Source organism: Micromonospora antibiotica (genome assembly GCF_017599305.1).
Lineage (GTDB): Bacteria > Actinomycetota > Actinomycetes > Mycobacteriales > Micromonosporaceae > Micromonospora > Micromonospora antibiotica.
In genome coordinates this window covers 236,463-254,532 of sequence record NZ_JAGFWR010000006.1, presented here as the reverse complement: position 1 = coordinate 254,532, position 18,070 = coordinate 236,463, and the positions used below count along the sequence as shown (strand labels likewise).

Genomic DNA, 18,070 nt, shown 5'->3' with positions numbered 1-18,070 from the left:
AGTTTCCGTGGTGAGCATCTTCGTGTCCGTCGCGGCGTACCGCGATCCGGAACTGGTGCCGACGGTGCTGGACTGCCTCGCGAAGGCCGACCGACCGGACGACCTGCGCATCGTGGTCAACTGGCAGCATCTCGGCGACGAGGACGTGTCGGTGTTGCACGCCGATCCCCGGGTCACCGTGCTGGAGTTCGACGCCCGGAGCAGCCGCGGCGTGTGCTGGGCCCGGGCACAGATCCAGCGCCACTACGTCGACGCCGACTGGTACCTCCAGGTCGACAGCCACACCCGCTTCGCGCCCGGCTGGGACACCCGGCTGATCGCGATGGCCGCGCAGGCCGGTGCGGACAAACCGATCCTGACCTGCTATCCCCCCACCTACGACCCGGCGGACGAGTTCACCGGTGGCGGCGAACCCACCCTGATCTTCCTCGATGGCTGGACCCACGACGACCTGCCCCGGTTCAAACACTTCCAGATCGCGGACTGGCAACAGGCGACCGCACCGGTCCCGGCCCGTTTCGTGGCCGCAGGATTCCTCTTCGCCCCCGGCTCGTTCGTCCGCGAGGTGCCCTACGACGGGCGCATCTACTACCAGGGCGAGGAGATAAACCTGGCCACCCGCGCCTTCACCTGGGGCTACGACCTGTTCCACCCGGTCGAGGTGCTGGCCTGGCACTACTACATCCGGGAGAATCAGGTCCGGCACTGGATGGACCACCAGGCACCGGGCGAGGATCACTGGTACGACCTGGACCGGGCCGCCCGCCGCCGGGTACGGACCCTGCTGCGCTACCCCATGGTGGGCGGCTACGGCACCGGCCCGGTCCGCCCGATGACGGCCTACCAGGAGTACGCGGGCGTCGACTTCGAGCGGCGTACCGCGACGGCCGAGACGCTGGCCGGTCGGCTACCGGCCGCCTGGAAACCGATGCCGGAGCGGGAGACGCCGGCGGGTGCGGTGGGTGACCTCCCGCCGGGCGGCGGTCTGGGGACCTCCTTGCATTGATGCCCGTCGGCGTTCGGCGGCGTTGTTGCCGATCTGCAGCGCGACGGTGCTGATCGATTCCGGCCGTGCCGCCCCGCTGGCACCTGCCGCAGGTGCGGCCGTCCCGATCGGTCGAGCACGACGGGCATCAGCCGCCGACCACGCTCCAACAGATTGATTCGACTCAATTGATGGGCGAGAATGGCAGGATCAGGGGCCGTCATCGCCCGTCTCCCTCGTCCGGTCGGGAGGAGGTGTCGAGCATGGAACGCTACGAGGACCTCGAAGGAACCGCTGTGGGTCTGATCAACGCCGTCATCAACTGACGTCGCCGGTCACCAACCGGGCGGGCACGGGCTGTCACCTCACCGCGTGTCCGCCCCTCGGCACCGAACCAACCGACCGACCGGGCGGGAGGACAGGGGTGGCCCACCTCACCTGGCGGGACCCGGCGGCACTGCCGCTGCGCCCGCTCATCGACCTGACCGCCGATCCCACGGTTGTGCCGTCCCTGGTCGCCGAAACGGCACTGTTCTGCGCCGACCGGGATGACCCCTGCGGCTGGCTGCCCGTCCACGTGCCGCCCGCCGACCTGCGTCGCACGATGCGCCGCACCGGCCTGCTCGATGCCACGGACCCACTCGTCGTCCCACCCGGGGTGGCGGAGCGACTCACGATCGAGGACCACGCCGGTCTGCTGTGGGCGGCCCGACTGATGCGCGCACTGGGCCGCCGGGAGGACGCCGCGACCCTGCTGCGCCGCATCGGTTCCGACGCGCCGCCCCCGGTGTACGCCTGGCGGAATCTCCTGCTCGCCGAGGACGGCCGGCAACCACCGCCCCCGGTGCCACCCGAGGCGGCGGGCCTGCCGGTCCGCCTCACCACCGCACTCGCCCACGCCCGGTCCGCCGTGACCAACGGGCAACCGGCCACCGAGGCGCTCACCACGGCAGAATCCCTGGCTACTGCCCTGACCGGCGACCGGATCGGGGTGATCGTCCGGGCCCGGGTCCTCACCGCGCGACTGCGCTCCCCGGCCGAGCCGGTGCCGGACGCCGACACGGTCCGCGCTGTCGCCCACGACCTGGGAACGGACCGGACCGACCTCCTCGCCCGCGACGCCGCACTGGCGCTGCTGCGGGCCGCCACCCGAGCCGCCCGGAACGGGACCGGTGCCGGGCCGGCGTACGAGTTCGCCAGCGCCGCCCTGGACCTCGATCCCACCGGCGCGGCGACCCGGCTCCTCGCGGCGGACGCGGCCCGGGCGGCGGGCGACCGCGAGACGGCCCGTACCCACTACCGGGTGGCCGTCCGCACCGGCCTGGCCGAGCGGACCACCGCGCTGGCCGGACTGCTCGACCTGGCGACCCCCACCGCGCCCGGCGCGAACAACGAACCCCCGGCTCCAGCAGCGGACACCGGCGAGCTGGTGGGGGCGCTGGCCGACCTGCTCGCCACGGACCGCCGTGCCGAACGGGACCGGTTGGCGGTGCTCGTGGCGCGACGTCCGGCGTTGGACGGCACAGCCTGCGCCGACGCGGTACGGTGGGCGGTCGCGGCGCAGGCTGGTCCCCCCGCCGTGGCACGTCCGCTTCCGCTGGAGCGCTACCGGCCGTTCCTCGATCTGCATCCGAGCGCGATCCTCGACCCGGTCGACACACCGCCGGTCGCGATCCACACGCCACTCATGTCGTACGCCGCCGTGCTGGAGCGTCGCGAGCCCTGGTTCCGGGAGATCCACCCGCAGCGGGCCACGGCCGCCATGTTCCGCGACGAACTACAGGCGACGGCGGCGGTGTACGGGTACGCCTCCGATGCCGCCTCGGCCGACTACGCGACGTGGCTGGCCGCACCGGACGGCTGCCCGCCCGACGTGCGGGACCGGCTGGCCAACGTGTCGGACCTGCCGCTGCTGGACCGGGCGTTGCTGGGCCGGCTGCTGTCCGCGCTGGGTTTCCACGCCGAGGCCAAGCGGATTGTCCCCGGGCCGGACGTGCCGGTACGCGACCCCGAGAGCGCATACGCGCTGGCCAGCTGGATCTTCGCCGAGCAGATGCTCACCACGGGGCACGCGGCCGAGCTGGAGCCGCACTTCCGCACCCTGTACGACCAGCTCGGCGACGACGTCCGGTACGCCCGCACGCGGGTGGTCACCACCATCAACGCCACCGTCAACGCGGCCCGACGCCGGGAGCCCGACACCATCGCCCGGTGGCGCAAACTCGGCGAGGAGGACCTGGCCCGGTACACCGCGCTTCCCGAGGTGTCCGAGTTCGACGCCGCGATCATGACCAGCAGATGGTTCCGGGCCATGGGGTTCCTGCCGTTCCTCACCGGCGACCCTGACCTCCTCCGGGCCGACATGGACCGGTGGCTCGGCATCGCCCGGGAGGTGAAGGGGCACGACGGGCACACCCGGGTCATCGCCGCCGACAACTACTTCCCGGCCGTGGAGACCGCCGTGCGCACCCACACCCACCTCGGCGAACGCGACACCGCACTGGCCCTGGTCGACGAGTTGGCGCAGCGGATCGACCCGATCGACCCGAAGACCTGGCTCACCGCGGGCGAGCTGCGGTACCAGGCCGGCGACCACCGTGGCGCGCTTGAGGCGTACCTGCGGGCCGCGCACCTGCAGTTCCCGTACGGCCGGATCTCCTGGTTCAACGCCGGCCAGGTGCACGAGCAGCTGGGCCGGGCGGACCTGGCCGCCGAGTGCTACCGCCTGTCGCTCGGGCACTGGCCGACCGGGGTGACGCCGCTGCGCCGGCTGCGTGACCTGCACCTGCGCGGTCTGCTGCCCGACGACGGGGGAGTGCTGGCGGCCTGGATCGCGGGCCAACCGGCGTGGCCGCAGCTGCCCGCGTTCACGGGGTGAGCCGGGTGGGGGTGCCGCCCTACGGGGCGCAGCGCGAACTGCTGCTGCTCAGCGACACCGACGAGGCCGGCCTGCCCCGGCACAACCCGATGCCCCGAGCCTGGACGCTGTGGCACGTCCGGGGCGAGGTGGACGTGCCGCGCCTGGCCGCCGCCATGCGGGCCGTCGCCGCCGGCAACGACGTGTGGCGGGCCCGGTTCGCCGGAGGCCCGGAGCTGGTGTACGGACCCGAGCAGCCCTTCCCGGTGACCACCGTGGACTGTGCCGACGTGCCGGCGGACCAGCTGCCGGAGGTGGCCGGGGCGGCCCTCGGCGAGGCGGTGTACGCGCCGATCGACCTGCGCCACGACCCGCTGGCCGGCGCCTGCCTGGTGCGGCTGGCCCCGGACGAGCACGCCCTCGCCCTCGTGGTGGACCACGGCTTCGCCGACCACGCGACACACACCCGGTTCGTGCGCCGGACGGCTGCGGCGTACCAGCATCCGGAGCGCACGCCGTCGCCGCTGCCGTCGTTCTTCGCGCACGCGGCCGAGGTAGCCGCCGATCCGCGCCGGGCGGCGTCCCGGGAGTTCTGGGCGCAGGCGATGAGCCGGGACGTTCCCGCCGTCGCGTTCCCCGGCGGGCACTGGAAACCGTGGCGGGACACCACCGCCAGCGCCGCCTGGCCGCTGCGGCTCGACGGCGCAACCACCCGGGCCATCCGGTACGGCCGGGACCTCACCGGCGCGACTGGCTCCGGTCTGCTCCTGGCGGCCCTGTCGTTCCTGCTGGAACTCTGGGCCGACGCGGACGTCCCGGTGCTGTACGCGCGGGGCGGCCGGTGGACCCGGGAGAGCGTCGAGGTGCCCGGCGCGCTGCACGAGGCGGTGGTGAGCGTGCCACCGGGCCACCCTGCGTCCGCCTCGCTCGCCGACCATGTCCGTGCTCTCACCGCCGTCAACGCCGCCGCGCCGCCGCTGCTCGGCCAGTGGCTCACCGACTTCGGTGGGGTGGAAGCCCTGCGGGAACGGCGTCGGCTCGTGCTCAACGTGGTGGCGGCGGAACCCACCGTCACGCTGGGCAACGCCACGATCGGCCCGGCGGGCCGGCTGCTGCGCGGCAGCGTACGCCCGCCCGCAGGTCGGCGCGGTTTCCCCGCCCACAACGCGCTGCACCTGGCGGTGACGTGGTCGGCCGAGCAGCCCGAGGTGACCGTCCACCACGACCCCGAGGTGCTGCCGGCCGCCGCTCCGGTCGGTGCCGCCCTGGTCCGGTTCTTCGCGCTACTGGCCGAGCAACCCGACATCGCCGCCGACCGGGCCGCCGACCTGCTACGGGCAACGTGGCTGCGGGCGGCCGACACCCCGACCACGGCCGCGTCGACCTGACGTGACACACCACCGTGGCGGGCTGCTCCGGCAGCACGACTTCCGGTCCCTGTGGCTCGGGGCGGTCGCGAGCCAGTTCGGTGCGCGGATGGCCCTGGTGGCGCTGCCGTTGGTGGCGGCCGGCCCGATGCACGCCTCCGCCTGGCAGGTGGGCCTGGTCGGCACCCTGGGCACGGTGGCGTTCCTGGTCGTCGGCCTGCCCGCCGGCGCGGTCGTCGACCGGGTGCGGCAACGGCGGCTGCTCATCGGCACCGACCTGGGGCGGGCCGCGCTCATCGCCTTGCTGGCCGTGCCGGCGGCACCGGGCGGGGTGGCGCTCGGCCAGCTGTACGTCGTCGTCCTCGGCGTCGGGGTGCTCACCGTGTTCTTCGACGTCGCGCACCAGAGCTACCTGCCCCGGGTGGTACGGACCGACGAACTGGTCGAGGGCAACGCCCGGCTGAGCACCACCCTCGCCGTGGCGCAGGTCGCCGGGCCCGCACTGGCCGGGCTGGCCGTGGAGCTGGCCGGCACCGGCCCCGCCGTCCTGCTGATCGCGGCGGGCTTCGCCGGGTCCGCCGCGTACCTGGCCCGGATCCGGGCAGCCGATCCGCGGCCCGCCACCACCGGCCGGTCCCGGCTCGCCGGGCAGATCCGCGACGGCGTGACCTACGTGCTGCGCCACCCGGTGCTGCGGGTGCTGGCGCTGGCCGGCGGCGCGTACAACATGTTCGCCCTGGTGGTGCAGACCATGGTGCCGGTGCGGCTGGTCAGCGAGCTGGGCGCGTCCCCGGCGACGGCCAGCGCGTACTTCAGCGCGGGCGGCGCCGGCGGCATCCTCGGCGCGGTCGTGGCCCGGCGGCTGACCCGCCGGCTCGGGCAGCACCGCTCGGTCTGGCTCTGCCTCCTCGCCACCGCGCCGTTCGCCCTGCTCACCCCGCTGATCGACAGCGCCGGCGGGATCTGGTTGGCCGCCGGCGGCTACCTGCTGCTGTGGGCGGGAGCGACAGCCTCCAACGTGGCCCAGGTCAGTCTGCGCCAACGGTTGTGCCCGCCCGAACTGCTCGGCCGGATGAACGCCACCATGCGGTTCCTGCTCGGCGGGGCGATGCCGGTGGGCGCGCTGCTGGGCACCGTGCTGGGGGCCGCCGCCGGTGCCCGGCCAGCCCTGTGGGTGGGCGCGGCGGGTCTACTCCTGTCCTGCCTGCCGCTGCTGCGCCTGCGTGTCCCCGTCGACCGGCAGCCCACATAGAACGCGCGTTGCGGTCTCGTCGAGAGGGCCAACCTCCCGGGGCGTTCAGGTCACCAGCCCGGTCCGGTACGCGTACACCACCGCCTGCACCCGGTCGCGTAGGTCGAGTTTGGTGAGGATGCGCGACACGTACGTCTTGACGGTCTCCTGACTGATCACCAGCCGGGCCGCTATCTCGCTGTTGGACAGGCCGTCGGCGATCAGGCGCAGCACCTCCAACTCGCGCCGGGTCAGGCCCGTGTCGTCCGGGGTGCCCTCGGCGGGTCGGATGCGTGCGGCGTACCGGCCGACGAGTTGCCGGGTCACCTCGGGTGCCAGCAGCGCGGCCCCGCTGGCGACGGTGCGGATGCCGTGCAGCAGCTGCGCTGGCGGCGCGTCCTTGAGCAGGAAGCCGCTCGCTCCGGCGCGCAGCGCCTCATAGACGTACTCGTCGAGGTTGAACGTCGTCACCACGAGCACCTTGACCGGGTCGGCTGTCCCGCTGCCGGCCAGTAGGCGGGTCGCCGCGATGCCGTCGAGGACCGGCATCCGCACGTCCATCACCACCACGTCCGGGTGCAGCCGGCCGGCGAGGTCGACCGCCGCACGCCCGTTGCCGCACTCGCCCACCACCGCCAGGTCGGGTTGAGCGCCGATGATCGTCGCGAAGCCGGTACGGATCAGCGCCTGGTCGTCGCAGACCAGCACCCGGATCGGCGCGGTCACGACGCGTCACCGGTGGGGATGCGGGCCCGGACGACGAAGCCGTCATCGTCCCGGCGTTGCGCGCTGAACTCGCCGCCGAGCACGGTGACGCGTTCGCGCAGCCCGGTCAGGCCGCGTCCGCTCCCACCCGGGCCTGCGGGGTGCGTACCCGGGCCGTCGGTGTCGACCTCCACCGTGATCTCCCTCTTCCCGTGGCGGACGTGCACGGCGGTGCGGCTGCCGTGGGCGTACTTCAGGGCGTTCGTCAGCGCCTCCCGCACGACCCGGTAGGCGGTGGCCTCCGTGCCGCCGACGGTCCCGGCGGGGCTGCCCTCCTGGGTGAACTCCACCGGCTGCCCGGCCTGCCGGGTCTGCTCGACCAGAGCGTGCAACGCGCCGACGGACGGCACCCGCGGGTCGCCGTGGTGGTCGGGGTTGAGCAGGTCGAGCAGGATCCGCAGGTCGGTGATGGCCCGCCGGCCGGTGTCGCTGATGGCGGTGAGGGTGGTGTCGAGACGGTCCGGGGCAGCCGTCAGGTAGCGCGCCGCCTCGGCCTGCACGACCATCGCCGTCACGTGGTGGGTCACGATGTCGTGCAGTTCACCGGCGATGCGGGCACGTTCCGTGGCGCGGGCGGCCGCAGCGGCCACCCGGCGGCGCTCGACCTCGGCGGCCCGGCTCTGCCGCAGCCAGGCCCCGACCCCCCAGGCGAGGGTCGACGCCAGGTAGAACGTGAGGAAACCACCCACGCCCTCCGTCGACCCCTGCCGGTGCAGGGCGACGGCCAGGGCGACGTACGCGGCGGAGCCCACGACCACGGTGGTAAGCCGACGACGTTGCAGGTGGGTGCCGGCGCTGAGCAACGCGACGGCCAGCGCGGAGCCCGCGAACGTGTGGTAGGCGCGTACCTGGTCGATGGCGAAACCGACGGACACCAGGGCGAGGCAGATCCCGGGCCATCGCCGCCGGACGGCCAGCGGGAGGCACTCCAGGGTGATCGCCACCACGGCCAGCGCGTCGAACGGGCGGCCGGGCAGGTCGCCGAGTTGCGTGCTGCGGTCCTGCAACACCGGCAGCGGCGCGCAGGCGAGGGCGATCAGCAGCGCCAGCGGGAGGTCCCGGACCGTGACGGGCCAGCGCCGCCACCGTTCCGCAAGCGTCCGCAGGTCGACCATCAGGAGACGGTAACGTCTGCCGCCGGCGCGTCGACCGGGCGGCGGCGCGGCACGATACGACCCCTGCGGTGGGCCAGCCCCAGGAACACCACGGTCAGCACCAGCCCCGCCAGCACCGTGCAGAGGCTGGCCTCCGGGCCGAAGTCGCCGCCGCTGAGCAGCGTCGGGCCCGACATGCTGGCGTCCAGCAGCCCCGTCGACTCACCGTTTCCGGAGACCACGACGCTGAAGATTCCCGCGGCGGCGAAGTTCCACCCGAAGTGCAGCCCGATCGGCACCCACAGGGTGCGGGTGGCGGCGTAGCAGGCGGCGAGCAGGAAACCCGCCTCGATGGTGACGGCGGTCGCGCCCCACAGGTTGGCGTCGGGGTTGGCCAGGTGGATCAGGCCGAACAGCACCCCGGTCACCAGCAGCGACAGCCAGGTCCCGAGGCGTTCCTCGACGAGGCGGAACAGCAGCCCCCGGAAGAGCACCTCCTCGGTCACGGCCGCGGCCGCCATGAACCCGAACAACCCCACCACGCCGGTCACCGGGCCCACGCCGTGCACGTGGTAGCCGCCCAGCAGGGCGATGATGACGATGACGACGGTGAACATGGCGCACCCGGTCAACGTCCCCCGGGCGATCCGGGCGCCGGCGCCGGCCCGGACCAGTTCCGTGACGTCCCGTCGTTCGGTACGGCGCACCACCCACCCGTACACGAGGAGCGTGGTCACGGCGGTCGCCGTACCGAGGAGCAGGGTGAGCCAGGGGTCGTCCTGCACCGCCGCGACGGCCCGGCTGCCGACGGCACCGGTAGCGACGACAGCCAGGACCTGCTTCAACACACGCATGGATGGGGTTCCTCTGCAGGGTGCGCGGCCGGAGTGCCACGGTCACCTGGAACGCTAGGGATTCGCGGGCCGGGAATCGTCACCATGCGGTGGACACCTGCGGGTAGCTCGCACGGGGGACGAGGGTGGTGCCGTACGGGCCCGGGCCGCCGGCGCGCGACGGTCATCTCCCCGATCATGTCCGGTGTCGGGTCCGCGCGCCGGGCGACGCCGCGGGTGTCACCTGCGGCGGTGTGGGCCAGGCCATGTTTCGCCCCGGGGGAGAGGGGCATCTTGCGGCGGCGACCTACACAGGCCGCACGTCGCCCGAACGGGGAGGTACACGATGACGCTCGGCCGTCCGGAGCCGTCGCCCGTGGTCGACCGCGCATCAGGCCGGGGTGGGCACCATCCGGTGCGGTCCGGCAGACCGCCCCGGGCAGTGGGGACCGGATGCTGACCGCCGGCGGCGAGGACCCGGGGACGGCGTTCCGGTCGGCCGTGCACGCCGGGCTGCTCGACCTGCCGTCACCCGGCGGTGGACGCACGCGTGAACGCTTCCTGCGCTTCGTCGAACTCGGCCGCGCCGACCTGACGTTGGCCCGGCTGGGGGAGGGGCACGCCGACGCCCTGGCGATCCTCGCCGAGCTCGACGCATCGGTCGATCCCGGGTGGCGTCGCGAGCCGTGGGGCGTCTGGGCGGCAGCACCGGCTTCGGTCACCGCGACCCGGGACGGCCACCGGTGGCGGTTGACCGGTCACCGGCCGTGGTGCTCCGGGGCGGGTCTGCTGTCCCGGGCCCTGGTCACCGCGACCGCCGACGACGGCGTCCGGCTGTTCGTGATCGAGGTCGACGCCGCCGGGGTCACCCCGGTGGCCGACACGTGGCCCGCCGTCGGCATGGCCGCCAGCGACAGCCGTACCGTCAGCTTCGACGGCGTGACCGCCCTGCCCGTCGGCGGGCCCGGCAGCTACACCGCGCGGCCGGGTTTCTGGCACGGCGGGCTGGGGGTCGCGGCGTGCTGGTACGGCGGTGCGGTCGGGGTCGCCGACACCCTGCACGACGCGGCGCGGCACCGCCGCCTCAGCCCGCACGCCATGGCGCACCTCGGGGCGGTCGACGCGGCCCTGACCGCCGCCCGAGCGGTCCTGCTCGCCGCCGCCGACGAGGTCGACGCGAAGCCCACCGGGGACGCGGACCGGTTGGCGCACCAGGTGCGCGCCACCGTCGAGGTGACCGCCACCACCGTCGTGGACCGGGTCGGCAGGGCGCTGGGGGCGGGCCCGTTGTGTCAGGACGCCCACCACGCCCGACGGGTCGCCGACCTGACGGTGTACCTGCGGCAGAGCCACGCGGAGGCGGACCTGGCCCACCTCGGTGAACTGGTGGCGGCGGTCGGGGACCCCGGATGGTGAGGCCGATCGTCGACGCGGGCACCGACGAGGGCACCTGGCGTGCCTGGCCGGCACCTGCCGGATGGCCCGCACTGGCGTTGGCCGACCTGACGCCGACGGTGCCGCCGCTGGTCGTCGCCCCCCATCCCGACGACGAGGTGCTCGGTGTGGGTGGCCTGGTCGCGATGCTCGCCGGCGGTGTCGAGATCGCGGTCGTCACCGACGGCGAGGCCTCACATCCGGAATCCACGGTGCACTCGCGGGCGGCGCTGGCCGCGATCCGGCGGGCCGAGACGGTCACGGCCTGCGGGCTGCTCGGGGTCGCCCCCGCCGTCATCGAGCATCTCGGGCATCCCGACGGCGGTGTCGACGAAGCGGCGCTCACCGACGCGTTGACCACCCGGCTGGTGCCGGGCCGGTGGTGTGTCACGACGTGGCGCGGCGACGGACACCCCGACCACGAGGCGGTCGGGCGGGCGGCTGCGGCCGCCTGCCGGCGTACGGGTGCGACGCTGCTGGAGTTCCCGGTGTGGATGTGGCACTGGGCCGGGCCGGACCATCCCGACGTGCCGTGGCACCGGGCACGCCGGCTCGACCTGACCGACGCGGCCAGATCAGCCAAGCGGGAAGCGGTCGACGCCTTCCGGAGCCAGGTGCTGCCGCTCGGGCCGGCACCCGCCGATGCCGCGATCCTGCCCCCGCACGTTCTCGCCCGCTTCGCGCGGCCCTACGAAACGGTGTTCGTGCCATGACCCCACCCGGCACCCCGGCCGAATACTTCGACGGCATGTACGCCGGGGCGGAGGACCCGTGGGGTTTCGCCACCCGCTGGTACGACCAGCGTAAGCACGACGTGACGGTGGCCTGTCTGCCGCGTCGGCGTTACCGGTCGGCATTCGAACCGGGGTGTTCGACAGGCATGCTCACCCGCCGCCTCGCCGAGCGGTGCGACCGGCTGCTGGCGGTCGACATCGCCGCCGCGCCGGTGGCGAGCGCCCGGGAGCGGCTGGCGGACCAGCCGCACGTACGGGTGGAGCGGATGCGCGTTCCCGACGAGTGGCCGGCCGTGCCGGACGACCGTTTCGACCTGGTCGTGCTCTCCGAGTTGGGTTACTACTTCGACGACGCCGGGTTGGATCGGCTGGTGGCCCGGACGGTGGACTCGCTCGCCCCCGGCGGCACGCTCGTGGCGGTGCACTGGCGGCCGGCGGTGGCCGAGCACGCCCGTGGTGGCGACGACGTGCACCGGCTGCTCGGCGGCGTGGCCGGTCTGGCGCGGACGGCCCGGCACGAGGAGGCCGACTTCCTCCTCGACGTGTTCCTCCGGGTGCCGCCGCCGGCCCGGTCCGTCGCACAGACCGACGGTCTGTGGTGAACCGGATAGCGGTCGTGGTGCCCGCCCACGACGAGCAGGTGTCGTTGCCCGGCTGTCTGACCTCCGTCCTCGACTCGCTGCGTCACCTGCCGGTGCGTTCGGAGGTGATCGTGGTGGCCGACGACTGCCGGGACGCCACGGCCGCCGTCGCCGAACGTCTCGGCGTCGTCGTGCTGACGGTGCGGGTCCGCAACGTCGGCCGGGCCCGCGCCGCCGGCATGGCGTACGCGCTGCGCAACGGTCCGCAGGGGTTGTGGCTCGCCACCACCGACGCGGACAGCCGGGTTCCCCGGCGGTGGGGCGGCTGGCAGTTGGGTCACGCCCGCGCCGGCACCGACCTGCTCGTCGGGACCGTGCGGGTCAGCGACTGGGCGCCGCGCTGCACGCAGGTCCGCGAACGCTTCGAGGACCGGTACCGGCAGGGGTTGACCGGCACCGGTCACCGGCACGTCCACGGTGCGAACCTGGGCTGCGCGGCCACCGCGTACGAGCGGCTGGGTGGATTCGCCGACCTGCGCCACGGCGAGGACCACGACCTGGTCGAGCGTGGTCGTCGCCAGGCCATGCGGGTCGTCACCGACGTCGCCTGTGCGGTACGGACCAGCGCCCGCCGCCACGGTCGGGCCCCGCACGGCTTCGCCGGCTACCTCGACGCCCTCGAAACCGACCTGCGGCCGCCGACGGTGGAGCCTGAGCGGACGCCGTGCGGCGGGTGAACCGGGGAGGTGGCGAAATGCCTTTGCCCCGGCGGCGCGCGGCGGGCGATAGTCGTCGCATGATCTCGTACCGGAAGGGCGGCGACGCCCTGGCGCGGTGAGCGCCCCCGCGCGGCGCGACGCCGCCGCGAAGACCCCGCAGGCCGCTGTCCACAGCGACCCGCACGACCTGTGGCAGCAGGCGACCCGGATCCGCCAGGAATGGCTCGATCACGCCCTGTCCACGCAGCCGGCTGACCGGGCGACCGCCGAGCGGTCCCTGACCGCCCTCTACGCCCGGGCAGCACGGCCGCGACCTCGGTTCGTCTGGGTCGAATCGCCGGCCGCGGCACGTCCCCTGGTCACCGGCTGGCCCACCCTCGACCAGCTCTACGAACAGGTCCGGGACCCCCGGCCCCGCCGGACACCACCGCTGGTCAGCGACCTCGCCATGATCGCCTCCCGGCTGCGCGGCGCACTGGGCGCGGGCGTCACCCACCCCGATCCGGAACTGTCCCCCGGGCGTACGGGCAGGACCAGGCAGCCCTGGCCCGAACTGGCACCGTCACGTGCGCTCGACAGCGGTGTCCCCCTGGCGGTCGTGTTGCACCAGGGCATCCGTACGGCGTTGCACCGCAGCCTCGCGCACGGGTTCTACCTGCCCGTGCGCGCGGCGCTCGCCGGCGGCGCTGCGGTTCCGGTGTGCTGGTACGGGCAGCAGGACGCGTCCTGGATCGCCTACTACGACGTGCTGCGTCGTCTCGGCCTGGCCGGCTACGGTCCGGACGAGACCGAACACGTCGACGCCTGGGCCGACCTGGCCCGCTCCTGCGGCTGGTGGTGGCCCGGCGAGGACGTCTGCGTCGTGGTGGACCGCCCCCGGGAGGTACGCACCGAGCCGGTCGTCGCCACGGCGCACGACCAGATCCGGTTGCTGCCTCGCGGGGTGTGCTACCGCGACGGCTGGCAACCCCTCCTGAGCAGGTGAGGTGAGCCGACCGCCGGCCGGGACAGGCAGTCCACGGTCCCGGCCTGCCGGTCCGGCCCCCTGCTGCTCATGATCTCCGCGGCCGGTCGGAAGCGGACCGGCCGGCGGGTTCGACGGATGAGACCCACGGCGGTCCGTGTGGCGGGAACACCGGGACGGGGCAGCTGCCGACCGGCCTCCCCGGCAGGCAGGCAGGCGGGGCGAAGGGCTTGACCTGGAGCGCGCTCCAGGTGGCAGGGTCGACGCCGTGGCAGGGGACAGGGCAGTGGCCCGGCTGGTGCTGGGGACGATGAACTACGGCACGACCGTGGACCATGATCGTGCGTTCGCGCTGCTGGACAGGCTCGTGGACGCTGGCGGGGAGTGGATCGACACCGCCAACTGCTACGCGTTCTGGTCCGACCCGGCCGGCGTCGGCGGGCTAGTGAGCGGGTGATCGGGGCGTGGCTCCAGGCGCGTCCGGGCGGGCGCGGGTGAGGATCGCGACGAAGGTCCGGTACGACCCGTTGGTGGCGCACCGCTGGCCCGAGTCCGCCGAGGGACTGTCGGCCGGGGCGGTCGCGGCGGGTGTCGCCGGTAGCCTGTCGCGGCTGGGTGTCGACGCGGTCGATCTGTTGTGGGCGCACGGCGAGGACCGCAGCGTGCCGCTCGCTGAGACCGTCGCCGCCTTCGGTGCGCTCGTCAGCAGGCGGGACGTACACCGGGTCGGGGCGGCGAACCACGCGTCGTGGCGTGTCGAGCAGGCGCGGGGCCCTGGCCCGGGGCCAGGGGGTGGCGCAGTGGTCGGCGGTGCAACTGCGGTATTCGTTGGCGCAACCACGGCCCGGTGCCGTCTTGCCCGATCAGGGCCACAAGCTTCTCGCCGCCGACGATCTCGACTACGCGCGCACCGAGGGCCTGGACGTGTGGGCCTACACCCCGTTGATCAACGGTGGCTACGTCCGTCCTGACAAGCCCCTACCCGAGGCCTACGATCATCCGGGAACGAGTCGGGTCCTCGGTGTGCTCGACGAGGTCGGCGTCGAGACGGGGGCGACGCGTAACCAGGTGGTGCTCGCCTGGCTGCTGCGGCAGGGTGTCCGGCCCATCGTCGGCGTGAGTGACCTCGCGCAGCTCGACGAGGCCGTCGACGCGGTGGACGTGCCGTTGGAGGACGAGCAGATGGCCCGGCTGGCCGACGCTCGCTGAACAGGAACGGAAGGCTCGCGATGAAGGCATCGATGCCTCCGGCGCAGGTGGCCGAACGTACCGGTCTCTCGCTGGACACCCTGCGCTACTACGAACGCGAAGGACTCATCGGCCCGGTCGACCGTGACTCCGGTGGGAAGCGCCGGTACTCCGACGACGACGTGTTCTGGATCGGACTGATCAGCTGCCTGCGTGACGCCGGCCTGGGAATCGCCGACCTGAGGCAGTTCACGTCGATGCTGCGTGAGGGGGATCCGGCGGGTGACCGGGTCGGCTTCCTCGTGCGGCACCGCAGCGAACTGCAACGACGCGTGAGGCAGATCGAAACCGCGATCTCGGTCCTGGACGACAAGATCGTCTACTACAGCGCCGCGGACTGAGGTCGAGCCGCCGCGGACTGAGGTCGAGCGGCCTGGGCGACCGCGGACGCGGCGGATCAGCGGCGGCGGCGGGCCATCCACTGCCAGATGTGGGTGCCGCCGATGCTCGGGTCGTTGCGGGCCAGGTAGATCCAGGAAAAGTGACCGGGGAACTGGTAGCCGTTCCAGACGACGTGGTCGTACAGGGTGACCAGTGATCCCGGGATGAGGTGGTGGGCGTGGACCGTGTTGGTCTCGGGTGGCACCGTGTCGTCGTCGCGCGAGGTGACCAGCCAGGTCGGGGTCTGGATCATCGCCAGTTCCGCGTCGGTGATCAGCGGCGGGCCCGCCGCGCCGAGTGGCTCGACGACGCCGCAGACCGGCACCGACGCGGCGAACAGGTCGGGGTAGGCGACCGTCATCTTCAGGGCCATGTAGCCGCCGTTGCTGCAACCTGCCACGTAGATCCGGTCGGGGTCGACGCGCCTGCGGCGGACGAGGTCATCGACGATCTCGCGGATCAGCGGGGCGAACCGGGGGCCGTCCTCCATCCAGTAGGAGGTGCTCTGCGGAGCGACCACGTACGCGTCGGAGAAGATCCGTTGCGCCTGCGGGGTGGCGAAGCCCAACGCGCCGCGGTTGGCGCGCAGGGTGGTCTCGTTGTCGTAGTAGTCGTCGGGCAGGGAGGCGCCCTCGCCGGCCCCGTGCAGCCAGAGGATCAGCGGCAGCCGACCATGGCGGGGTGGACGCTGCGGGGAGTACAGCCGGTACTTCATGCCCGAGCCTGAGACGTGGTGGCTGAAGGCGTCCACCTCGGGGTTCGACAGTTGCCCCTGCACGAAGCTGGTGATGGTGAGCGGTGGGCCGTGACGCCGGACGAGCGGGGCGTTCTGCGTGATGGTGTAGACGAGGTCCAGCCGGACGTTACGGGCCCTGCTCAGGATGTAGCCGAGGGTGCCGCCGCCGAGTTGGCCTTCGGCGTGCCTCAGTTCCAGCACGATGTTCCCGTGCCGGTCGAGCCGGGCTGCGGTCACCGTGCGGTCCAGGTCGTACTCGCTGAAGATCAGGTCGCCGGGAGCGATCGGGACGGGGCTGGTGGCCTTGGCGTGCACGGTGAACGTGCCCGGGTGGAGCCCGGCGGGATCGATCGGCCCGAGCCGGGCGGTGTCGAGGGTGACCGAGGTGACCTGTTCGCCGCCGTCGAGCGTCGTCGCGTCGAGGGTGAAGCTCACGCTCGTGGGGCGGTGGCCGTGGGCGTGGGCGGCCCCGGGCAGCGCGAGGCCGATGGCCGTGCCGGCGCCCCCGGCCAGGACGGTGCGCCGGCTGACAGACGTTGACATGCGGCCCCCGACACTTACGTAGACGTTCATCGATAGAGGGTCAACCTAGCGCCGCGGAGATCCGCTGGCAACCGGTGCCGACGCGAGTGATCAATCGGCGTACCCCGGGTGTGGTGACGACGCCGCCCCGGCGCTTGTGTCAGAGGGGTGACACAAGCTGTGGAAGTGGCTACCCTTGTATCATTCCGTCGATACAAGGGGGGGTCATGGCTGCTGGTGGGCTCTGTCGAATGGCGGGGATGGCTGTCGGTGTGGGAACCGCCTTCGCCCTGACCCGCACCTACCTGTTCGACCTGGCCCCGGTAGCCTTGGTGCTGGCGGTCCTCCTCGGCGCTCTCGCCGGTGAAGCCGTGACGCCACGACGGGTACGTGGCCGAGGTGCCGCCAGCCTGGTTCCTCGGCGCGTACGCGATTACGCGCCGAGACGTGACGTCATCGTGGCCGCACTGCTCGGAGTCGGCATCGCGGGTTTTGCCAGCTACCCCACCCCCGAACGTCCTGATCATGAGGTCAAGTACTTCGGTACCGCGGCACCGGTGAGCCTTACGAGCACACTGATCGCGCTCGGGGTCACCGCCGCCCTGACCGTCGTGATCGTATGGCTGATCGTTCGTGCTCCGCAGGCGGGCATCAACGAGGCGGATACGGCGACGGACAATGCCTGGCGTCACGATGCCGTACACCGCCTGGTTCACACGTGCACTGCGGTCTTCGCGATCGTGTTCACCGCGCTCGCCTTCTGGTACGCAGATCGCCAGTGGGACTGGCGCGCCGGAGGTTCACCTGCCTGGGGCCTCGCCCTCAGTGTCCTTGCGGGGCTCGGCCTGGCGACGTTCGGCTACTACGCGGGTGCCCTGGTGGTGACCCCGCAACGGCTCCCTGGAAGCGCCCCGACCGATCCTGCCCGCCACGTCGGCGCCGATGGGGTGGCCGGATGACCAGCAGCCCCGCGATTCGGATCAACCCATCCTCGGCGGTGCCTCCGTTCGAGCAGGCCCGCCAGCAGATCGCGGATCTGATCCGGTCGGGAGTGCTTGTGGAAGGACAGCGACTCCCGACGGTCAGGCAGCTCGCCGCCGATCTGGGGCTTGCCAACGGCACCGTGGCTCGCGCATACCAGGAACTTGAGGCAGCTGGCCTGGTCGTCACCAGGCGGGCAGCCGGTACCCGGGTAGCTTCCGCAGCCGTTCTGCAGCCAGCTGCTCGCATCGAAGCTCTGGCCCTGCGGGCCCGCGAGTTCGTCATTGCCGGTCGCCTTCTCGGTGCGGGGGACGACGAACTCACCGCCGCCCTCGCTGCCGCGCTGAGGGCCGACCTGGAGGGTCCAGGTTCGTCGAAATCGGAGGCATCCTTGCCGTAGCCCCGACGACGGGTCGTCGAGCAGGCCCTCGCCCCTGCCGCACTGGTTCTCACGCCTCATCATCCGCTGGGAGATCCGCGACGACATCCACGAAGCGCCTTCCCCACCCTCGCCTGCGCCATCATCTGCCGGGGCCGACTCCGACGCTGAAAGTGTGAGGAGTTGCGAGGTTGACAAGCGGTGTTCGACACCGGCTCTGTCCGTGGGACGACGAATCGTGGACGCCTCACCGTGCAGG

Annotated in this window: 18 protein-coding genes and 1 pseudogene; 15 read left to right on the top strand and 4 right to left on the bottom strand. The window is 73.0% G+C overall.

Annotation, left to right across the window (positions count from 1 at the left end; all coding sequences use genetic code 11):
* Positions 1–10 precede the first annotated feature (10 nt).
* The 4 genes from JQN83_RS14260 (at position 11) to JQN83_RS14245 (ending at position 6,461) form a co-directional block, all read left to right on the top strand.
* Complete coding sequence (locus JQN83_RS14260; RefSeq protein ID WP_208567613.1) at positions 11–1,006, top strand: GlcNAc-transferase family protein; 996 nt, start codon at positions 11–13, stop codon at positions 1,004–1,006.
* A gap of 403 nt (positions 1,007–1,409) precedes the next feature.
* The gene (locus JQN83_RS14255) at positions 1,410–3,863 is read left to right on the top strand and encodes a tetratricopeptide repeat protein (RefSeq protein WP_208567612.1); all 2,454 of its coding nucleotides are present in this window, start codon (positions 1,410–1,412) and stop codon (positions 3,861–3,863) included.
* 5 nt (positions 3,864–3,868) lie between these two features.
* Positions 3,869–5,230: a condensation domain-containing protein gene (locus tag JQN83_RS14250; protein WP_208567611.1), complete on the top strand. Its 1,362-nt coding sequence runs from the start codon at positions 3,869–3,871 to the stop codon at positions 5,228–5,230.
* Position 5,231: 1 nt separating this feature from the next.
* Positions 5,232–6,461 carry an MFS transporter gene (locus JQN83_RS14245; protein ID WP_208567610.1) on the top strand — a complete coding sequence of 410 codons (1,230 nt, stop codon included), beginning with the start codon at positions 5,232–5,234 and terminating at the stop codon, positions 6,459–6,461.
* A 45-nt stretch (positions 6,462–6,506) separates the two neighbouring features.
* Here the strand turns inward: JQN83_RS14245 and JQN83_RS14240 are convergent, their stop codons facing one another.
* Genes JQN83_RS14240 through JQN83_RS14230 form a run of 3 tightly spaced genes read right to left on the bottom strand, consistent with a single transcriptional unit; the run spans position 6,507 to position 9,153 of the window.
* Positions 6,507–7,166, bottom strand: a complete 660-nt coding sequence (locus tag JQN83_RS14240) for a response regulator (protein WP_208567609.1) — start codon at positions 7,164–7,166, stop codon at positions 6,507–6,509.
* On the bottom strand, positions 7,163–8,320 hold the full coding sequence (locus JQN83_RS14235; protein ID WP_208567608.1) for a sensor histidine kinase: 1,158 nt from the start codon (positions 8,318–8,320) through the stop codon (positions 7,163–7,165). Before JQN83_RS14235 ends, JQN83_RS14240 begins: the two co-directional genes overlap by 4 nt.
* On the bottom strand, positions 8,320–9,153 hold the full coding sequence (locus JQN83_RS14230; RefSeq protein WP_208567607.1) for a CPBP family intramembrane glutamic endopeptidase: 834 nt from the start codon (positions 9,151–9,153) through the stop codon (positions 8,320–8,322). Before JQN83_RS14230 ends, JQN83_RS14235 begins: the two co-directional genes overlap by 1 nt.
* Positions 9,154–9,585: 432 nt before the next feature.
* On the opposite strand from JQN83_RS14230, the gene JQN83_RS14225 reads away from it, so the two are divergent.
* The 9 genes and pseudogenes from JQN83_RS14225 to JQN83_RS14195 all read left to right on the top strand — a co-directional run bounded on the left by JQN83_RS14225 (position 9,586) and on the right by JQN83_RS14195 (position 15,153).
* Positions 9,586–10,548: an acyl-CoA dehydrogenase family protein gene (locus tag JQN83_RS14225; RefSeq protein WP_208567606.1), complete on the top strand. Its 963-nt coding sequence runs from the start codon at positions 9,586–9,588 to the stop codon at positions 10,546–10,548.
* Positions 10,542–11,279 (top strand): PIG-L deacetylase family protein, encoded by a 738-nt coding sequence (locus JQN83_RS14220; RefSeq protein WP_208567605.1) that lies wholly within the window; start codon positions 10,542–10,544, stop codon positions 11,277–11,279. Before JQN83_RS14225 ends, JQN83_RS14220 begins: the two co-directional genes overlap by 7 nt.
* Positions 11,276–11,902: a class I SAM-dependent DNA methyltransferase gene (locus tag JQN83_RS14215; protein WP_208567604.1), complete on the top strand. Its 627-nt coding sequence runs from the start codon at positions 11,276–11,278 to the stop codon at positions 11,900–11,902. Before JQN83_RS14220 ends, JQN83_RS14215 begins: the two co-directional genes overlap by 4 nt.
* Positions 11,899–12,618, top strand: coding sequence for a glycosyltransferase family 2 protein (locus JQN83_RS14210; protein WP_208567603.1), 720 nt, complete (start codon positions 11,899–11,901; stop codon positions 12,616–12,618). The genes JQN83_RS14215 and JQN83_RS14210 overlap by 4 nt, the downstream gene beginning before the upstream one ends.
* Before the next feature lie 97 nt (positions 12,619–12,715).
* The gene (locus tag JQN83_RS14205) at positions 12,716–13,585 is read left to right on the top strand and encodes a DUF6745 domain-containing protein (protein WP_208567602.1); all 870 of its coding nucleotides are present in this window, start codon (positions 12,716–12,718) and stop codon (positions 13,583–13,585) included.
* 247 nt (positions 13,586–13,832) lie between these two features.
* A complete protein-coding gene (locus tag JQN83_RS33830) occupies positions 13,833–14,021 on the top strand; it encodes an aldo/keto reductase (RefSeq protein WP_307799276.1) in 189 nt (62 codons plus the stop codon).
* A gap of 7 nt (positions 14,022–14,028) precedes the next feature.
* Positions 14,029–14,271 (top strand): annotated as a pseudogene (locus JQN83_RS33825) (aldo/keto reductase); the annotation flags it as partial.
* Positions 14,272–14,317: 46 nt separating this feature from the next.
* Positions 14,318–14,773, top strand: a complete 456-nt coding sequence (locus tag JQN83_RS33820; RefSeq protein WP_307799289.1) for an aldo/keto reductase — start codon at positions 14,318–14,320, stop codon at positions 14,771–14,773.
* A 20-nt stretch (positions 14,774–14,793) separates the two neighbouring features.
* Complete coding sequence (locus tag JQN83_RS14195; RefSeq protein WP_208567601.1) at positions 14,794–15,153, top strand: MerR family transcriptional regulator; 360 nt, start codon at positions 14,794–14,796, stop codon at positions 15,151–15,153.
* A 56-nt stretch (positions 15,154–15,209) separates the two neighbouring features.
* On the opposite strand, the gene JQN83_RS14190 is transcribed toward JQN83_RS14195, so the two are convergent.
* Positions 15,210–16,472 carry a prolyl oligopeptidase family serine peptidase gene (locus tag JQN83_RS14190; protein WP_208567600.1) on the bottom strand — a complete coding sequence of 421 codons (1,263 nt, stop codon included), beginning with the start codon at positions 16,470–16,472 and terminating at the stop codon, positions 15,210–15,212.
* Positions 16,473–16,711: 239 nt separating this feature from the next.
* On the opposite strand from JQN83_RS14190, the gene JQN83_RS14185 reads away from it, so the two are divergent.
* The gene (locus JQN83_RS14185; RefSeq protein ID WP_208567599.1) at positions 16,712–17,410 is read left to right on the top strand and encodes a hypothetical protein; all 699 of its coding nucleotides are present in this window, start codon (positions 16,712–16,714) and stop codon (positions 17,408–17,410) included.
* Positions 17,407–17,832, top strand: a complete 426-nt coding sequence (locus JQN83_RS14180) for a GntR family transcriptional regulator (RefSeq protein ID WP_208567598.1) — start codon at positions 17,407–17,409, stop codon at positions 17,830–17,832. Before JQN83_RS14185 ends, JQN83_RS14180 begins: the two co-directional genes overlap by 4 nt.
* Positions 17,833–18,070 lie beyond the last annotated feature (238 nt).

Coding starts and splice junctions, on each gene's coding strand:
- JQN83_RS14235 (WP_208567608.1), bottom strand. CDS start 8,320: ATGGTCGACCTGCGGACGCTTGCGGAACGGTGGCGGCGCTGGCCCGTC.
- JQN83_RS14230 (WP_208567607.1), bottom strand. CDS start 9,153: ATGCGTGTGTTGAAGCAGGTCCTGGCTGTCGTCGCTACCGGTGCCGTC.
- JQN83_RS14225 (WP_208567606.1), top strand. CDS start 9,586: ATGCTGACCGCCGGCGGCGAGGACCCGGGGACGGCGTTCCGGTCGGCC.
- JQN83_RS14220 (WP_208567605.1), top strand. CDS start 10,542: ATGGTGAGGCCGATCGTCGACGCGGGCACCGACGAGGGCACCTGGCGT.
- JQN83_RS14215 (WP_208567604.1), top strand. CDS start 11,276: ATGACCCCACCCGGCACCCCGGCCGAATACTTCGACGGCATGTACGCC.
- JQN83_RS14195 (WP_208567601.1), top strand. CDS start 14,794: ATGAAGGCATCGATGCCTCCGGCGCAGGTGGCCGAACGTACCGGTCTC.
- JQN83_RS14190 (WP_208567600.1), bottom strand. CDS start 16,472: ATGTCAACGTCTGTCAGCCGGCGCACCGTCCTGGCCGGGGGCGCCGGC.
- JQN83_RS14185 (WP_208567599.1), top strand. CDS start 16,712: ATGGCTGTCGGTGTGGGAACCGCCTTCGCCCTGACCCGCACCTACCTG.
- JQN83_RS14180 (WP_208567598.1), top strand. CDS start 17,407: ATGACCAGCAGCCCCGCGATTCGGATCAACCCATCCTCGGCGGTGCCT.